Raw genomic sequence first — 18,202 nt, 5'->3', positions numbered from 1 at the left:
ACGTTGATTGTTCGAAAGAACAAGAAACGTGAAAAGTAAAGATGACCAAAGTCATCACAAATTCACTGATCAAAATCAGCGCTTGAGAATAATCTTCACACAAAAATTTAAGTGACATAAGCGACCAGCTTATGTGAGTCGTAACTCATACTTAATTGCTTGAGACTAAAATTTTTTGGTCAAGCTATTAAGGGCTATTGGTGGATGCCTTGGCATTAACAGGCGATGAAGGACGCGAAACCTGCGAAAAGCTTCGGTGAGCTGGAAAAAAGCATTGACCCGGAGATATCCGAATGGAGCAATCCAACCAGAGTAATGTCTGGTTATCCTTAACTGAATCCATAGGTTAAGGAGGCGACACCTGCCGAACTGAAACATCTAAGTAGGCAGAGGAAAAGAAATCAAATCAGAGATTCCCATAGTAGCGGCGAGCGAAGTGGGAAGAGCCCAAACCACTAATTTATTAGTGGGGTTGTAGGACTCATCACAACGGCTAGCGAACTTTAGCAGAACATTTCTGGAAAGTTAGGCGATACAAGGTGAAAGCCCCGTATGCGAAAAAGAGAGCTAGCTAGATGAGCACCTGAGTAGGGCCGGACACGTGAAACCCGGTCTGAATCCGGAGGGACCACCCTCCAAGGCTAAATACTCGTTAATGACCGATAGTGAACCAGTACCGTGAGGGAAAGGTGAAAAGAACCCTGTTAGGGGAGTGAAATAGAACCTGAAACCAATAGCTTACAAACGGTCGAAGGCCTATGCCCAATGATTTGGGAATGGCTGACGGCGTGCCTTTTGCATGATGAGCCAGCGAGTTGCGTTAAATGGCAAGGTTAAGGGATCTCATTCCGAAGCCGAAGCGAAAGCGAGTCTTAAAAGGGCGTTAAGTCATTTGGCGCAGACACGAAACCAAGTGATCTATCCATGACCAGGTTGAAGCAAGGGTAACACCTTGTGGAGGACCGAACTAGTAACTGTTGAAAAAGTTTTGGATGAGTTGTGGATAGGGGTGAAAGGCCAATCAAACTTGGAGATATCTTGTTCTCTTCGAAATAACTTTCGGGTTAGCCTCGGACAGCCTTTACAGGGGTAGAGCACTGAATTCACGCGGGGTCTTACCGACCTACCAAAGGAAATCAAACTCCGAATACTGTAAAGTCGTCCGGGAGATAGACAGCGTGGGATAAGCTACGTTGTCAAAAGGGGAACAGCCCAGTTCGCCGATTAAGGCCCCTAATTCTATGCTAAGTGAGTAAGGAAGTGGAGTTTCTAAAACAGTTGGGATGTTGGCTTAGAGGCAGCCATCATTTAAAGAGTGCGTAACAGCTCACCAATCGAGAAACTCTGCGCCGATAATATCCGGGACTAAAGCATAGAGCCGAAATCGCGGGTTTATTCTGTTAAAGAATAAGCGGTAGGAGAGCGTAGTATGCAGCGTCGAAGATGTACCGTAAGGAGCGTTGGAGCGCATACTAGTGATAATGCATGGCATGAGTAAACGATAAAGGAGGTGAAAATCCTCCTCGCCGAAAACCTAAGGTTTCCAGGGTAAAGTTCGTCTTCCCTGGGTTAGCCGGTCCCTAAGCCGAGGCTGAAAAGCGTAGGTGATGGAAAGCAGGTTAAATATTCCTGCGCCACCTAAAACATTGGTGACGGGTCGACGGAGTACGTTAAGCGCGCGGACCATTGGATGTGTCCGTGGGGCAATGAGGTTGGTTAGTAGGTAAATCCGCTAACGGAAGACCAGGTTGTCACTAAGGGAAACCTTCGGGGGAACCGATAGCGTAGCGCAAGGCTTCCAAGAAATAGACTCTAATCGTTGATGGTGACCGTACCAAAACCGACACAGGTGGGTGGGAAGAATATTCTAAGGCGCGCGAGAGAACTCTTGTTAAGGAACTCGGCAAATTATCCTCGTAACTTCGGGAGAAGAGGAGCCACAAGTTGTGATAGCACTCGCTGCTAGAGCATCCTGTGGCCGCAGAGAAATGGCCCAGGCGACTGTTTAACAAAAACACAGCACTATGCAAAGACGTCTAAGTCGAAGTATATGGTGTGATGCCTGCCCAATGCCAAAAGGTCAAAAGGAGATGTTAGCACGTTAAGTGCAAAGCATTGAATTTAAGCCCTGGTGAATGGCGGCCGTAACTATAACGGTCCTAAGGTAGCGAAATTCCTTGTCGGGTAAGTTCCGACCTGCACGAATGGTATAACGATCTGGGCACTGTCTCAACAAGAGACTCGGTGAAATTGTAGTAGCAGTGAAGATGCTGTTTACCCGCAATAAGACGGAAAGACCCCGTGAACCTTTACTGTACTCTGATATTGGCTCTTGACTTGTCATGTGTAGAATAACCAGGAGACTAAGAAAGCTCATCGTCAGGTGAGCTGGAGTCGTCGTTGAAATACTGGTCTTGATAAGTCGGGAATCTAACGAAATCCCATGAAGCTGGGATTCGGACATTGTCAGACGGGCAGTTTTGCTGGGGCGGTATCCTCCTAAAGAGTAACGGAGGAGTCCAAAGCTTGCCTCATCGTGGTTGGCAATCACGAGTAGAGCGTAAAGGTATAAGGCAAGTTAACTGTGAGACCTGCAAGTCGAACAGAGACGAAAGTCGGGCTTAGTGATCCGGCGGTGGAATGTGGAATCGCCGTCGCTCAACGGATAAAAGGTACTCCGGGGATAACAGGCTTATCGCCACCAAGAGTTCATATCGACGTGGCGGTTTGGCACCTCGATGTCGACTCATCGCATCCTGGGGCTGAAGAAGGTCCCAAGGGTTTGGCTGTTCGCCAATTAAAGCGGTACGCGAGTTGGGTTCAAAACGTCGTGAGACAGTTTGGTCCCTATCTTTTGTGGGCGTAGGATACTTGAGAGGAGCTGCTTCTAGTACGAGAGGACCGAAGTGGACGAACCAATGGTGAGCCGGTTGTTCTGCCAAGAGCATTGCCGGGTAGCTATGTTCGGAACGGATAAGCGTTGAAAGCATATAAACGCCAAGCCTCCCTCAAGATAAGGTATCCCTATCAGACACCATATAGACCATGTGGTTAATAGGTTGGGTGTGTAAGCGCAGTAATGCGTTGAGCTTACCAATACTAATCGGTCGATCGGCTTGACCACCTTTTTTTCTAAAGGATGAAAACCATTCCCTTTAGCACAAACAGTGTGGTGCGAAATAAAAAATCAAGCGTGTGAGATTGTTTTCAAGAGCTGATTTTGATAAGTGAAACTTAAACCTTTTATGATTTTCGTTTGGTGGCATTAGAGAAAGGGAAATACCTGAACCCATTCCGAACTCAGAAGTCAAGCCTTTCATCGCCGATGGTACTGCACACAAGAGTGTGGGAGAGTAGGTCGCCGCCAAACTTTTCTTTTTGGCCTTAAAACACCCGTTTTAAGGCCCTTTTTTTTGCCCCGTTGCTTCTCTTTTCTTTGAGGCTCTCTTGCCAACCGTCCATTATTTGCCTGGCATTCCCAATAAAGCTACTCATGAATTCGCTCATGTTTTTTATTTAAAGGAAATTGAGAAAAAGATAAATAAATTATCTGAAAACAGAATTGGGCAAAATTTTCTACAAAAATATGGAAAAAACCATAATGGCTTTGACGAGTATTTATCCAATACAGAATTAAATCTAGAGATAATATTAGCGTCTCAAAAAATTCAGTCGATCGAAAGGAAGTCAACATTATTGATAAGCTATAATCAAAATGATGCCAACTTGCTTCTACTTTAAAAGAAAATTATTTCTGCTAAAGTTACCGTGGCTATTACAGAATCTGTTAAAGAAGCTAAGTCTTTGAAAGAGCATTCTTTTAAACACTCAAAGCATTGATCGAGGACTAATTCAGCTAAGCTGTATCCAAGGTAGACAAAAGATTTATTTGCAGGAATATAAAAACTTAAATATTAAGGGGATTTATTAAGCAAATCGACGAGATGGTTTGTGACAGAAAGCATTTTAATGACAAAACCATGCAATTAAATAGTTGATTAAGAAACTCTAAACGATAAAACAAATAACAAGACAAGACATTGTTAGTATTGTTTTCAATATTTCTTAAAACTAAGTATTTTTTTATCCGCCATTGATTATTTTTTAAGAGTTTTAAAGGACCGGAGAGTAAGCCTATCAAAAACTTTTTCGGAGAGAGGACTACTAAATAAGTTTTTTGCTGATAATAAGACAAGTTAGGTGAAACGTTAATATTAATAATTGCTAATACAATACCTTTAATAATAGTTTAAAGATGATAATAAAATTTTTCTAAATTGGAAATAATCTATGTTTTTTACTATTAATTAATTTTTTTTGTTAATTTTAATATAATGAATAAATTAAATTTAACTATTTATGTGTTTGTAATAATTTTGTTTATTAAAAAGATTACATTGCGGACAACGATTGAGCTCTTTTATATTTTCTTCTAAATAAGCAAAGTGACAATATTCGCATACAAATAAAGATTGTTCTGTTGAAAAAATAGTTTGCTTACGTGTTCGATAATGGGAGTAAACCCATGTTCCTAATAAAGCGCCTATGGTAACACCCAAGTAAAGCATAAACGCTGTTGTAAAGTTAAGCTCAATCATTTTTAACCTCTATTAGTAAATGACAAAATTTAACCAACCTGATACTGGTACAAAGGTGGTTGAGATAGACTTAAATTTTGTATTTAAAAGGATTTGCTCGGTAAGGAAATCTTTCTCAACGACTCCACTCGACTGAACACGTTCATACCAAAAAATAACTCCAGTTTTTCCATCTAATTTTACTTTATAATTTATATAATAAGGATCTTTAGCTGGATTGTTGAGCAATATCTTAGATTCTAGGCGAGGATCAGAATTTAATAAGGGATAAGCAGATAAATCTCCCGAAACATATAGTGTAATGGCAGGTTTTTCTATGGTTAGAGGAGGTGAATAAATAGGCCAGTATTTTTCTTCTATAGAAGCAAAATCGATTAATTGAAGTTGTGTTTGATTTTGAAAGTGAGATACGGGAAAGAAATAGGAGAGATTGTCGATCGGTGTTGGAGGGGTTAGATATTGAATGCTTTCATCTTCTTGTAGTAGAAGGAATGGAGAAGAAATCTCGAAAGAAGGCTCAGCTTCTACTTGAATTGGAGGATAAAGAAAAGTTGAGGTAATTTTAAAGGGTTTAATATGAAATAAAAGGATTGCAACGAAATGAATGGAGAGTGCAAACACCAATGCTTTGATCAGTAAAGGAGAAAAAAATGTATCCCGGTGCCTTAAAGAGATGGTAATATGACAACTTTTTGCACATTTTTCTAGTTTCAACATCTCAAAATTCTTCCAAATGTTCTAAAGGTTGATAAACAAGCCTTAAATGTGGGCAGCATTCTTGTGCAATTGCAAAGAGCTTTAAAAATAATCCATACTCAATGCGTCGGTCTACGCTTAAAACAACGGTGGGCCAAATACCTCCATTTTGTTTTTTTAAATTTTGTATTTCATTTTCTAAATCGCTCTGCAAGGAAGAAAAATCGACAATGCTTTTTTTGGATCCTAAATAGATGACTTGTTGGGCATCCATCACTAAAAGAAGCTGAGTTGTTAGGGGAGTAGAGTCTTTTTTTAATTGAGGATTTTCAATATTCAATGATTTCAGAGGAAGAATATCTGAGGTCACGATAAAAAATATAAGCATCAAGAAAATGACATCAACAAGGGGTGTTAAATCAATTAATGCATTCGAGGACTTTAAGCGAGTTTTAAATTTCATTAAAACTCCTCTTCACGATCTAAAAGGAGATCAACAATTTCTGCAGAGGCTGTTTGAATTTCTAAAACAAATCCTTCAACCCTACTCACCAAATAATTATAAGCTATTACAGAAGGGATTGCCACTACCAGTCCAGCCGCGGTTGTAACTAGAGCATATTCCATAGCCTCTCCAATCCTTGTGGCAGAAATATCTACAAGTCCACTTAAACGCATTTCTGAAAAAGCTTGAATAAATCCTAAAACAGTTCCTAGCAGGCCAATTAAAGGTGCAATGTAAGCAATAATAGATAAAATTTTGGCGTTTCTCTCAAGACGGGCAATTTCTACAAGCCCTGAAATTTCCATGGCTGATTCAATTTGCTCTTTATCACGATTATGTTTGATCAATCCTGCTTTGATAATAGTAGCAATTGTTCCGCCAGTTTTTTCACAAATTTGAATAGCTTCAACAATATTTCCTTCTTTAATTGTTTTTCTCATAGAGATAATAAATTGATTAGTATCAATTTCTGATTTTTGTATTTGCATCAATCTTTCAATAAAAATCGTTACGCTTAGAATTGAGCAGCCAATGATGATTAATAAAATAATGTTCCAATTAGAGCCATAAAAAAATAGATTTGCTAAACAGGGTTCAAACAATAAATAGTCAATAGGCATAATCTTTTTCCATTTTTTCTTTTGCTTTTTTGCTCCATTCGCCCCCCTTTTTCGAGGTAGCATCCAATTGCTTCAAGGCAAGCTCAGGTCTGCCTTGTTGAGTATAAATATCTGCTCTTAAATACATAGCTTTAACCCGTAAACTTGAAATGGCTTCGTCATTAATGACTTTCGAGAGAAGTAACATAGCTTCTTCTAGTTGTCCCAGCTCTTTATAACACTGACTTTGTTGAATCCATAAATCCAATTTTTCATCGGGACTTAAGAAGTTGAAAGCATGATTGACTTCTTCCGCTTGTAGAAAATCATTTAAAGCTTGGGAGTAATTGTATTTTTTTTGAGAAAGTACTCCTTTTTCATAATAAGCCTTCGCAAGTAAATAATTGTTTTCTGTAATATTCTGCTGAGCTTTTTGAGTCAATTGATCGAATAATTGATAAGCTTCATCTATTTTATTTCGTCTTGTATATGTTTGCGCGAGTCCAAACTCTGCTTCTTGTAAGATTTTAGGATAGGATTGATCTTTAAGTAGGGTAGTTTGGATAAGAGGATTTGGGTCATGAAAGACCTGAATTAGTTCTTTAAAAACATCTTCGGTATATTCCAAATAAATCATTTTTTTGGTTGATGTGGATTGATCGGCAATTGCTAAATTTGCTGATGCTCTTTCCAGCATAGCCTGATACTTGATATGAATGTAGTAAATTGTGTCGATAGGGGTTAATTTCTTTTTTTCAAATAACTCATCAAATTTACTTTCTGCCGCTTGGAAAGCGGCAATCGCAGCAATCTCATCTTTTCGGCGATGAGTCTTGCCATTGTAAGTCATGTGGTTTTTTAAATGGTCAAGGCCAATTAAATAATAAGCACTAATTACGTAAGGGCTTTCAGAAAATAATTCTGGCATTGCTTCTAAGTGCTTAATCGATTGTCGCTGTCCTTGCATATATTCTCGGTAAGAAAATAAATTAAAATATGCTGGGGCCGCAAAAGGGCTTTGAGGATAATTCAGATAAAGAGTCCTTAAATGTTCCTGCCTCACTTGTTCATTATTTAAATGGCTGCAACAATCGGCCATCCAAAAAAGAATTTCACCTATTTCAATGGAATGAGGGTAATATTTAAAAAAGTCAGAAAAATGATTGTAAGCAGCTTTCCAATCATTTTCTTTGGTCAATAAAATTCCTTGAAGCTTGAGAATTTTTTCATTGGTTTTTTGATCAAAGTTGGGAGAGGTTTTTAAAAGAGTTTTTGCATTCAAAAGGTCTTCTGAATCAGGATTTTTTATGGAAGTGACAATTAAACCTGCTAAGATTAATAACTGACCTGAATCAGAACCATTTTTTGTGAGCGCGGTCAGGAGTTTAAAAGCTTGTTTTTTTTTAGAATCGTCTGATTGATAAAAATTCGCTAAAATCTGATTTTTTAAGGCATCTCCTGCGGATTGCGGTTGAATATTTAAATAAAGTTGATGAGCATGTTTGAACGATAATGCCGCTTCTTCAAAATAAATATTAGAGAGAGGAAGTGAGGAAATAGATAGGCATTGAATTTGTCCTTCTTCTAGCTCGTTTAAACCTTTCAAATACCAAGCATCGGCTTGCAAAATGAGATCAGATTGGGCATCTTGAATAAGCTTATTATACTGTTCAATTCGCTCGACTCGACAAGGAGCAGCATTTGCAAGTTTGAGCTTTGCTTGCCTTTGACCTTCTTCTGTGTTAAAGGTAGCTAAATTTTTCAAAATCTCTTTAGCTTGCTGGTAAGCATTTGGATCACTTAAACGAGCTGCTTTCAACAAATAAAAATCGCAGAGAAGAAGATTTTTTATTTCATCAGAAGTATTTTTTAAAATTGCTTCTGCTTGTGTCAGGAAATCGACTACTTCTGCCTGATCTGTGGCTTTCTCGGCTAATTTAAAAAAGCATTTTACTAAATGAGCTTGAACTTTTTTTTGATAAGAGTTTGAAGTAAAATTGACTTTTTGTAAGTAAGTAATTGCTTCTTGGTATTTGCCATCTTGAAAATACATCATTCCTTCTAAATAATTTTTTTCAAAATGAAGAGGATGGGTATCGGGTAATTTATCGTGCAAATGTAAAAGGGAAGCCTTTGCGGAAGAAGTTTCTTTATTTAATAAAGCCATTCTAATGAGATAAAGCTTTGATAAATAATACATAGTTGGCTCAAAGGGAGACCACTCAATTTTTTTTAAAAAAAAAGCGGAATCTTTTGACTTTCCTAAATAAAAGTAATTGATCCCTTTTTCAAAATTGATTTTATCACCTAATGCAGTGTCTCGATTACTATCTATTGTATTTAAAATATTCAAAGCTAATTGATAATTTTTCTGTTGTCGATAGGCTAGGCCAATCAAATAGTTTTGATAGGGGGAGTGAGGGTTGGAATCCTGAGTCAATAAATCAATAGCGAGCTCAGGTTGATGTAATTCTAAGAGGCAGTGAGCTTGTGATAGATGCATTGATTGACAAAGCTCAGGTGTCGTTTCAAAATGTTCATCCATGAAAAAATAATAGTGCAGAGCATCTTCATAGTGTCCTTCAGCTTTTAACCTTTCAGCATGTAGAAATTTTTTCGAGGAATTTAAATCTGCCAACTCTGCTGATAGAAAGGTTCTGCAGCTAATAATATAAAAAAAGAAAAACAGGCATTTTTTCATCAGTCCTCTGAGAGTCAATTTATCTAAACAATATAGCAGAATGGCGACAATTTTTCATCATGTCTCTAAAATCATCGAATGAGTTTGGGAGTCTTGACTCCATTATCACAAGCTAATTAACGTTGAATGCAATTAGAATGAACTGGCGGTGTGGATTAAGACTGTGATTTAGAAGTTAAATCGAAATTTGATTTGATTAAAGATTTAATATTTATTGACCCCTGAGTATCAAGAAAATAGTGAAAAATACTCTACAGCAAACTTTAAAACGTTTTTGATTTCATTTATATGAAAAAGAAAATGAAATTTCAATCTAGGTTCAGATCTACTTTAAAAGAATGCGGATTGAACGACAAAAGCTTCTAAATGGGGTGTTTTTTTAAAAAAAATGAAAAAAAATTGAAATTTATGAGAAAAATGTTGCACAATATATCCAAAGTTAATATTTAGTTAATGGTGAAATTATAACTCTAAATAGGAGGAGTTCAAAACATGTCATTAAAAGACACATTTAAAAATTTAAGAGAATTATTATCAAATATCACTTCGGATCTGGAAAAGTCTGAAAATGGTAATAAGGCAGCTTCTCAACGCGTTCGCACAGGTACAGTTAAATTAGAAAAAATTGCTAAATTATTCCGTAAAGAGTCTATTGCTTCTGAAAAGAAAACAAAAGGCCAGAAAAAGCCTGCAAAAACAGCTCCTAAAGCTGCTAAAGCCCCAGCTAAAAAAGCCGCTGCTCCAGCGAAAAAAGCAGCAGCAGCACCCGCGAAAAAAGCTGCAGCGGTAAAAGCAAAGCCAAAAGCAAAATCAACAAGCTTTAGACCAAGACAAATGTCTGTTAAGCGCGCAACAGCTAAGATTCCTACAAGAAAAACTAGCGCATAAGCCAACTTGGCAAAAAAAGTTTCAGGGGGGTTTTATAAACCTCCCCTTTTCTTTATCCTTCTTTTTACCCCCTTAGTTATTTAAATGAAACAACGTTCAATTGATGCCCAAATTAAAGAATTTTCAACCGATGGACACGGAATGGGCTCTACCCTCCTCCTATCAAATCAAAAAGAAATTCAAGTGGAAGTTCCTTTTACGATTCCTGGGGATCAGGTCAATGCTATTTTATATAAAAAAACGAAAGACAAATATTTAAGCCGTTTGTCAAAAGTAACCATGCCTTCAAATAATCGTATTGACGCGTTATGCATGCATTTTGGTTCTTGTGGAGGGTGTTGCTGGCAACAATTGCCTTACGAGCTGCAGTTAAAGCAAAAAGAAAAATCTATTCAGAATCTTTTTAAACCCTACTTGAATGAAAATGTAAAATGGCATTCAATTATTCCAAGTTCTCCTTGGCATTATCGGAATAAAATGGAATTGACATTTTCAAGCGATAAAGCTGGTCGTCGCTATTTGGGATTGATTATGCAAGGAACACGCGGACATGTATTTCAAATGAAAGAATGTTTATTAGCGAATGGGTGGTTTGCTCAGGCTGCTAGAGCTATACAGAAATGGTGGGATAATTCAGATGTACAAGCTTACCATGCTATTAAAGATAGAGGATCTTTAAGAACATTAACGCTACGAGAAGGCTTGAGGACAGGGGACCGCTTAGTAATGCTTACTGTATCTGGTAATCCTGATTATGCCTTAACTAAATCCCAATTACAAAGTTTTGTTCAGGTTCTACGGGATTCTATAGAACTTTCTAATTCTGATCAAAAGTTATCAGTTTTTCTACGAATACAACAAATTGCAAAGGGAAGACCTACCAACTTTTATGAAATGCTCCTGTATGGTCCAGATCATATTCGAGAAAAACTCTATTTACCAGATTTCAATGAAGCTATTCAAACATTGAATTTTCGAATTAGCCCTTCAGCATTTTTTCAACCTAATACTGAGCAAGCGGAAAAACTTTATAGCCAAGCTTTAAAGCTAGCCGATTTATCTGCTTCTCATGTTGTTTACGATTTATATTGCGGAACAGGGACGCTGGGAATTTGCTCGGCTAAATATGTCAAAGAGGTTATTGGAATAGAGTTAAGTCGAGAATCTGTGTTAGATGCAAGAGAAAATGTGAAAGAAAATGGTCTTTCGAATGTTACCATCAAATCGGGAGATGTGGGACAAGTTCTTGAAGCACTTTCGCAGGAAAACTCTCTAAAACCAGATGTTGTAATGGTAGATCCTCCTCGGATCGGTTTAGATGCGAAAGCGATTAAACATATTTTAGACCTTAAAGCCCCTAAACTAGTTTACATTTCCTGTAATCCCAAAACTCAAGTGATGAATTTGGGCCCTCTCATAGATGGGGGATATCAATTGCAAATTGTCCAACCTGTTGACCAATTCCCCCAAACTGTTCATGTGGAAAATATCACTTTGTTAACACTCCCATAAATTTTTGTAAAATTGATTTTTAAATTTCTTCTATTATTAGGTTATTTCAAAAATTAATTCTTAATATTAGTATAAGTTTATTTCTATAATTTGGTATAAACTCAGTCAAAAGTATTTTTTTAACGAATTAGAACAAAGGAAAACAAATGAAATTTAAATTATATGCTTTTTTAACAACATTGCTATTCCTGTCAAATGGTTATCTATTTGGTGAAGGAGAAGATGTCCTGCCTCCTCCAGACCAAAGTTTTTGGCAGACTCTCGTAATGATCGGAATTGCTTTTTTATTTTTTTATGTCATTTTATGGAGACCAGAACAAAAAAGACGTAAAGCTTTAGAAGATCAGCGAAGTGCCTTAAAAAAGGGAGATCGGGTTGTTGCAATGGGGATTATTGGAACTGTGGTTCGATTGGGAGAGCAGACTGTCATTGTTAAAATGTATGATGGAGCCAAATTAGAATTTTATAAGGCAGCTATCACAGATATTTTACCTGAAGCAGATGAAAATGATAAAAAAGTAGAATTACTATCTGAAGATCAGTAGAGAATAAACATGATTAATCACTGCTATTAAATGACAAATTCAGTAGTAGTGATTAATTTCAATATAAAAGTTTGAATAAAAAAATAATTGAAGATGCAAGTGTTTTTAAAATATCTGTTAAAAATTAAACTCTCACAAACACTTCTTGTCTATGTTCAAATTCTTTAAAAAAATTAAAGTCATTTTGAGTAAAAATTTTTCGAAATTCTTCCTTAATACTTGTCTGAGTTTTCTCGTTTAACACAATACCCAAGTTTTTTTCATAAAAATCCCGAGAATTTTCGTTTAAACAAGACAAATCTAAATTTGACAATGCATCTGTTAAATGTTGTAGGGGCGTGTAATCATTTCCCTTTTTATCTTGTATTAATGACTTTGAATGAAAAGAGGCATTAATATCTTTTATCTTGAATCTATCTAATTTGTCTTTAAGCTGATTTTGATAAGTTAGATTTTCTTGTTGATAGCTTTCAAGCTGGCCAATAAGCTTTTGAAGCCTTAATTCTTGTTCTGATGCATTTTGAGGTTTCAAGATGAATTTTTCAAGCATTTTGACACGAATAAACAATTGAAACCTTCGAACAAGATAATGAAAATAATACAGCTGAGCAACTACTTCAGCTTTTTTCAATTGTAAATATGTTTGGTATCCTTCCAAACTATATTCGTTAGGTTTATAGCCAGATCTACAGAGGTGGCTTATTCCAGCTAAAAATAAGTTATCAGTTGAGCATCCTCCTCCCGAAGAGAAGATAGAAACTAAACCTATGCCTGGAATAGGAAGATCTTTCACCAAATAATGTAAAAAAGATTTATTTAAATCCCAAAAGGTCGAAGGCATGAAAATAGCAAATCGTAAAATAAGTAGAAAGATACGTAATATTTGTTCACATATATATACGTTCAATAAGGTTGCTTCTATTTGAATTTTTGTAAGTAAAGCAACTCGACTTCCTTGCTCTGTTAACTTTGCAACTGTTTGCTGATAGTCTACCCATTGTTTACATAAAATCTTTTGAAGTGTTCCTGCCTGTAGTTGGGCATTCCACTGTTGCTCATTATTAGGAGCTCCTTCAAAGTTTAAATTCAAATGATGTTCTTTTAATTTGGATGTACCTGTTTCGAAAGACAATGCTGTAAGGTCGTCGAATAAAGGCTGTAAATTAATGCTAGCAATCATCAAATGTTTTTCGTAAGCTTCTTTTTCTTTGGATAGATGAGAAAGAATTGTTTCCGAGTTGATTGCTAACTTTTGACCTTTATAAATTTGGTAGCGATTCGATAAAAATTGTACAAAACGATCATTTGCTAAGTTTTCTTTCCATTCTTCCATATCGACAGGAAGTTCGATCCGAATAGAATATTTCTTTAAAATTTCTTGAATATTATCAATTGTTTGGCAATTAGATAAAGAACTTAAGAATTGATCAACGTCTATTTTTAGTTGCTCTTGATTATTTACTTCTGCCGCTACATTAACCTGAATCATTGGAGCAGCTAAGTCTGCAATCCAATCTTCTTTCACTGCACTTATCCCTTTAAAATCTAGTAAATTTTTTATAGAACTCTTAAAATCATAAGCATTTTTGACGCATTTCTTTAAATTATGAGAACTCCAGTTAGCACAAATAAAGAAAATTTTAGGTAAAGCGCGAGGGAGAATTTCATGGAAACCGGCTTTTATTAAATTCTGCCGGCGATTGCTTAGCGCTATTTGTTGTTGTTTAGCTATATTTATGTAACACTTGTTAATTCTTCTTTCTAATTTCTTTTCTAATTTAATATGAGAATATTTTGCACAAAGTTGATCTAACCGCTTTTTAGCTTCTTGCTGAAATGACCATTCATTGACATTCGATAGAGAAGCTTTTACAGGTTTCCCTGATTTAATAGAGGTAGCTAACCATCCTAAAAAGTCACAAATTTTATTAATTAATTCAGAAGGAAAGCTGGGAGCAATATAGCCTTTAACATATTCATGATTAATGAAAGCTTGAACATTTTCTCGGATAGTGTCGACATGTTTAACACTATTAAAAAAAAATTTATCAATATTTTGATTGTGCTTTAAAAGAACGCTTTGAAATTCTTGATGCCACTGGCAAAAATCTTTGATAAAATCTAAGTAAATAAGATCTTCAGCATTAACCGACTGTTTATCTTTCAAAAACTCCATACCCATTTTTTCCAAAAGATGTTTTCTTTCGTTAAAAAAAGTAAATCTTTTAGGATTAAAGATCAAAGAACCTTCTTCTAAGAATTGAGAGAAAATAATTGGAAGATTAAAACTTGATTCATTAGAAGCGTTATTAAGTGGCATTTCCGATGTTGCGAGCACTTGTTTTAATGCTTCAGAAACTTGCATAAATATCTCTTAAGTAGAGAGTTAAGATTGGTTAAAAAAATCCTAATTTGAAATCTAACATAAAAAACAAAATATGTCCAAGATAAAAATTAATTTATAAAAGTAAAAAAGTAGAAGATTTATCCGAGTTGGGATAAAAAGATCATTATAATTTTTCTTTGAAAATTAAGCGTTAAAAATTAAGATAGATAGGTTTAAAAAAAGGAACTGAAAGTTTACTTTTTAATGCAGCTTCAAAATTCGAATTTAAAATAAAAAAGATAAATGGGCGAAAACTTGAAGATAAATTCCTATAAATTTTTTTAATTCTTTGTTCGATGTCCGAATTCAGCAATTCCTCTTAATAATTCATTAAAAGTCAGCTGTCCGTCGGCAATTTGCTTGATGGCATCATTAAACATGTCGAGGCTTAAAAGTAGATTTCCTGTGATAATGGTTAGTTGAGCTGTGTCAATAGCCGATTCTTTGATTAACCAATTGTAACGATATGTTAATCTATTATTTAACTCATCTAATTCAAATCCAGGCCAATCTAAGTTTTGATTGAGAAATAGTAACAAACTTGCTATTTGATTTACTGCAAGTGGATTGACTTCAAATGGTAATTGATGCAAAAACTGGATTCTGAAACATCGATCCTTATCGAACTTTTTGAGCATTGAGGGATCTAATTGCTGTTCAAAAGCCATGATTTTAATCATTTTCCTTTTTTCTTTAGAATTCGTTTCTGCAATGGCAATCAAATAATCAAATGGCTCTATTTCAGAGGCTGCAACATAGGAACAATCAAAAAAAGTTTCTTTTAAAAGAGAAGAAATGCGTTGTAAAACCATAATTTCACTTAATTAGGATTCATAGAAGGAATTAGATTTGCTTGGATACGAGCTTGTTGATATTGAATAAATTCAACTATTTCAGAATCTTCTAATGTGAAGAATTTTTGCAAAGCTTTTTTTAAAGATTCTGGATTTTTCATCGCTTGAGCTTGTAAAACTTCAATGTCTAACCCTAATTGTGTTTGAAGAAGTAATTTGGTTTCTTCGCTCAATAAGCTTAAATCCATAGCTAATAATGATTCGTTTAAAGCCTTCCAAGTATCAAAATTTTGTGGACTCTCCGCAATTTTTAAAGACGCAGATTTTGCAAAGTCTTGCAAACGTGCATTATTAATACGAGTTTGTATTGCTTTTATTTTTCGATTCCACTCTTGGACTTTAGATTGACTCAGTGCATATTGCGTCTTAGCTTCTTCATATTTTTTAAATGCTTTTTGATATTCCTCAGTTGAAACGTCTTTTTTATGTAAGTTTTTTAGAATAAAAGCTATATCTTGTAATTTTTTATTTTTGCGTAGAGAGCAATATTCTTCAATTCTTGCTCGGACACGATTGAACATTAATTTCACATCTGTCAAATATGTTTCTACAGCCGTAGAAGCAGATTTGTATTTAGATTTTTGATAATAGCTAGCACATAAAAACCCCAACGAAAAAATTGTCGATGCGATAGATAAGCCTATTAAGATAAAACCAGCGCCAGCGACAGGTATGGTTAATAATCCTATAATAGCGAAGGTAGTAGAAATAATGGCAAAAATCGAAGCTATGGTAAAAAGTGTCCCTGATTCTACTAATTTAAATTTTGTAAAATTTCGCTCGATTTCATGTTTTTTTGAAATCATTTCTTTAAGGCTATTTTTCGTTATATGTTCTAAAGTTTCTTGATGGTCCACATAAAAATATAACAGGTCTGCTGAAGTATAATTTTTCATAAATCGATCAAATTGTTTATCTGAAACGATTACACGTTCAAAAGCATTGATTATGTGAGCTTTGTCCTTAAAACGAGAAATTGTAAAACCGAGTTGAAGCTGGTTCGCAATGCTTTGTAGCTTGATGATTTTCTGTTCATTAAAAATAACTTCTTGTTCTTTTAAAATACGTTCAACTTCTTTTTCCGGTAGGTTTTCAAAAAGAATAGGAGATAAGTTTTTTTTAGAAAATTTTTCTCCATATAAAACTCTAAATTGCCCAGCAAGTTGTTCGTACTGCCTCTTTTTCAATTCAACAATTTTAGGTTTGAGTTCTTCAAAATGAGGGGTTAATTGTAAGACTTTTTTTCTGCTAACAGCTTCTCTTTTAATCAGCAAGTTTTTACTTGTTTGAATAAGATAATCGAGCTGACCTAAAACTATTGCAAAGTCCGTGTATTTAAAAATCAAATCTTGTTTAAATTCAGCGTGAAGTTCCCAATGATCAATTAATTCACTCGTTGTATTGATATCTTCCATTAATTCAATACCAAAATTTTTAAGCTCTTGTTTAATTTCTTCAAAAACCATCGTTGGGTGATAAATGAGCTTATCTAGCTCTTCTTGAAATTTCTGAAAGTTTTTTTCAGAAATTTCACTTAAAATTTCAGGAAATTGAACTTGAAGGGGGGGCTCTATTTGGGTAGCTATATGACTAGTTGGTTGTTGACGTTTTTTCCATTGCTTAAACGTTTCTGTCCACCCTGTATAAACACAATGATTGGTTACAGCTCTATGTAAAATGAATCCAGAAAGAACAAGTGATAAAGCTGTTTTTGCAACAGTGACACCTGTTAAAAGAAATTGAAAGGCCTTAGCAGTTTGATCAATGGGAAGATATTTTAAAGGAATTTTGACGAATGAAAAGAATTTTTTACCGACTTTTAATTGATACTTAGTTTTTTGTAAGTTGATTTGCTTTTCTTGAATTTTAAGCTTAATTTCTAATTCACTAATAATTTTTCCCAATGTAGCTAAAATTTTTTTAATTTCTCTTTGTTCGCCTTTGGAAATTTTCTTATCATGAAGCATTTCTTTTTTTGTGTCATATTCGTTTTTTAAACTTAAAAAAACTTTTTTTGAAATTTCTAAAATCTTTATTTTATGCATTAACACTAAACCACTTACTCCCAAATCAAGAGCATTTAAAAATTTCCCGGCATGGTCAGCTATCTCATCTAAAGACTCTAAATGATTTCCAAGGATCGATCCTTCTTTGATTAATTTTTCTGGAAGCAAATTTTGGAGATATTCTATTCCACTTTGCACAGTGTCATTGCCGGTATCAGCATATTCATGTGCCCATTTAGTGAAATCCAAAACCATTTTATAAAAACGACTACCGTGAATTACTTCATCTATTTTTTCTAGAGTTTGCGTAATTTGTTCTTCTTTTTGAACAATTAAAGCATCTAATTCTTCCTCCAATAATAAATTCAATCGTTCGGAATTTGAAAGTTTTAGTGGAGGTAATAAAGTTTGATTGACTGGAAAAAGGGGATTATTATCAATTAATTTATAAGTTGTTTGTTTTTTTGTTTCAAAAAAATACGAAGGAATAAGATTACTTGAATGGATTGGACCTCCAGCAGGTGAAGCCATAAATTCCTCCTAAAATAATGATAATAATAAATGTATAATCGAATTATATAATTTGATTATTAATTTATAATTAATTACATTGAATAATTAAAAATTATTTAATTTGTTTAATATTTTTTAATTATAAAGGAATTAAATTGAAATTTTTGGGCCAACCAAGAGATTTTTAGACATTTTTTTGATTTTATATGAAGAAAATTAAGTAAGAGTCAAAAGTAAATAAAAATATTTAAAAGTATAAAAATTTAGAAAAAATGTGAGAACTCATCCATTTAATATTCGCGCCCTTAGTTATAAAATCTCTGTGGTATATGTTTTTTGAATTTGAGGAAGATGTTTTTGCTGCTCTGAACTGAATGATGTCCGTATAAATATCGGCAT

Annotated in this window: 12 protein-coding genes and 2 rRNA genes; 6 read left to right on the top strand and 8 right to left on the bottom strand. The window is 34.8% G+C overall.

What is annotated here, in order from left to right:
- Window positions 1–177 precede the first annotated feature (177 nt).
- From PC_RS11395 to PC_RS07430, 3 genes are all read left to right on the top strand, one after another.
- Window positions 178–3,124 (top strand): 23S ribosomal RNA (locus tag PC_RS11395).
- A gap of 131 nt (window positions 3,125–3,255) precedes the next feature.
- Window positions 3,256–3,370: ribosomal RNA gene (rrf, locus tag PC_RS07435) — 5S ribosomal RNA — on the top strand.
- Window positions 3,371–3,447: 77 nt separating this feature from the next.
- Entirely contained in the window at window positions 3,448–3,741 is a 294-nt protein-coding gene (locus PC_RS07430) for a hypothetical protein (RefSeq protein WP_011176098.1), read from the top strand.
- 608 nt (window positions 3,742–4,349) lie between these two features.
- Here PC_RS07430 and PC_RS07425 read toward each other — a convergent pair.
- From PC_RS07425 to PC_RS07405, 5 genes are read right to left on the bottom strand one after another with little or no spacing between them, the layout of a single operon-like run.
- Window positions 4,350–4,598, bottom strand: a complete 249-nt coding sequence (locus PC_RS07425) for a hypothetical protein (protein WP_011176096.1) — start codon at window positions 4,596–4,598, stop codon at window positions 4,350–4,352.
- 12 nt (window positions 4,599–4,610) lie between these two features.
- Complete coding sequence (locus PC_RS07420; RefSeq protein WP_011176095.1) at window positions 4,611–5,315, bottom strand: hypothetical protein; 705 nt, start codon at window positions 5,313–5,315, stop codon at window positions 4,611–4,613.
- Between the two features lies 1 nt (window position 5,316).
- Window positions 5,317–5,757 carry an ExbD/TolR family protein gene (locus tag PC_RS07415; protein ID WP_011176094.1) on the bottom strand — a complete coding sequence of 147 codons (441 nt, stop codon included), beginning with the start codon at window positions 5,755–5,757 and terminating at the stop codon, window positions 5,317–5,319.
- Window positions 5,757–6,419 (bottom strand): MotA/TolQ/ExbB proton channel family protein, encoded by a 663-nt coding sequence (locus PC_RS07410; protein ID WP_039360327.1) that lies wholly within the window; start codon window positions 6,417–6,419, stop codon window positions 5,757–5,759. The genes PC_RS07415 and PC_RS07410 overlap by 1 nt, the downstream gene beginning before the upstream one ends.
- On the bottom strand, window positions 6,409–9,099 hold the full coding sequence (locus tag PC_RS07405) for a tetratricopeptide repeat protein (RefSeq protein ID WP_011176092.1): 2,691 nt from the start codon (window positions 9,097–9,099) through the stop codon (window positions 6,409–6,411). Before PC_RS07405 ends, PC_RS07410 begins: the two co-directional genes overlap by 11 nt.
- Before the next feature lie 492 nt (window positions 9,100–9,591).
- Here PC_RS07405 and hctA point away from each other — a divergent pair, with 492 nt between their 5' ends.
- The 3 genes from hctA to yajC all read left to right on the top strand — a co-directional run bounded on the left by hctA (window position 9,592) and on the right by yajC (window position 12,044).
- Window positions 9,592–9,987: a histone H1-like protein HctA gene (gene hctA, locus PC_RS07400; RefSeq protein ID WP_011176091.1), complete on the top strand. Its 396-nt coding sequence runs from the start codon at window positions 9,592–9,594 to the stop codon at window positions 9,985–9,987.
- Window positions 9,988–10,071: 84 nt separating this feature from the next.
- A complete protein-coding gene (gene rlmD, locus PC_RS07395) occupies window positions 10,072–11,499 on the top strand; it encodes a 23S rRNA (uracil(1939)-C(5))-methyltransferase RlmD (protein ID WP_044045192.1) in 1,428 nt (475 codons plus the stop codon).
- Between the two features lie 146 nt (window positions 11,500–11,645).
- A complete protein-coding gene (gene yajC / locus PC_RS07390; RefSeq protein ID WP_011176089.1) occupies window positions 11,646–12,044 on the top strand; it encodes a preprotein translocase subunit YajC in 399 nt (132 codons plus the stop codon).
- Between the two features lie 124 nt (window positions 12,045–12,168).
- On the opposite strand, the gene PC_RS07385 is transcribed toward yajC, so the two are convergent.
- The 3 genes from PC_RS07385 to PC_RS07375 all read right to left on the bottom strand — a co-directional run bounded on the left by PC_RS07385 (window position 12,169) and on the right by PC_RS07375 (window position 17,821).
- Complete coding sequence (locus tag PC_RS07385) at window positions 12,169–14,409, bottom strand: hypothetical protein (RefSeq protein WP_044045191.1); 2,241 nt, start codon at window positions 14,407–14,409, stop codon at window positions 12,169–12,171.
- A 302-nt stretch (window positions 14,410–14,711) separates the two neighbouring features.
- Window positions 14,712–15,242, bottom strand: a complete 531-nt coding sequence (locus tag PC_RS07380) for a hypothetical protein (protein WP_011176087.1) — start codon at window positions 15,240–15,242, stop codon at window positions 14,712–14,714.
- A gap of 8 nt (window positions 15,243–15,250) precedes the next feature.
- Complete coding sequence (locus PC_RS07375; RefSeq protein WP_011176086.1) at window positions 15,251–17,821, bottom strand: hypothetical protein; 2,571 nt, start codon at window positions 17,819–17,821, stop codon at window positions 15,251–15,253.
- Between the last annotated feature and the right edge of the window lie 381 nt (window positions 17,822–18,202).

Origin of the sequence: Candidatus Protochlamydia amoebophila UWE25, from assembly GCF_000011565.2 — a bacterium.
In the GTDB taxonomy this organism is placed as follows: domain Bacteria; phylum Chlamydiota; class Chlamydiia; order Chlamydiales; family Parachlamydiaceae; genus Protochlamydia; species Protochlamydia amoebophila.
The sequence above is the reverse complement of the archived record's forward strand: the minus strand, read 5'-3'. Positions and strand labels throughout refer to the sequence as shown.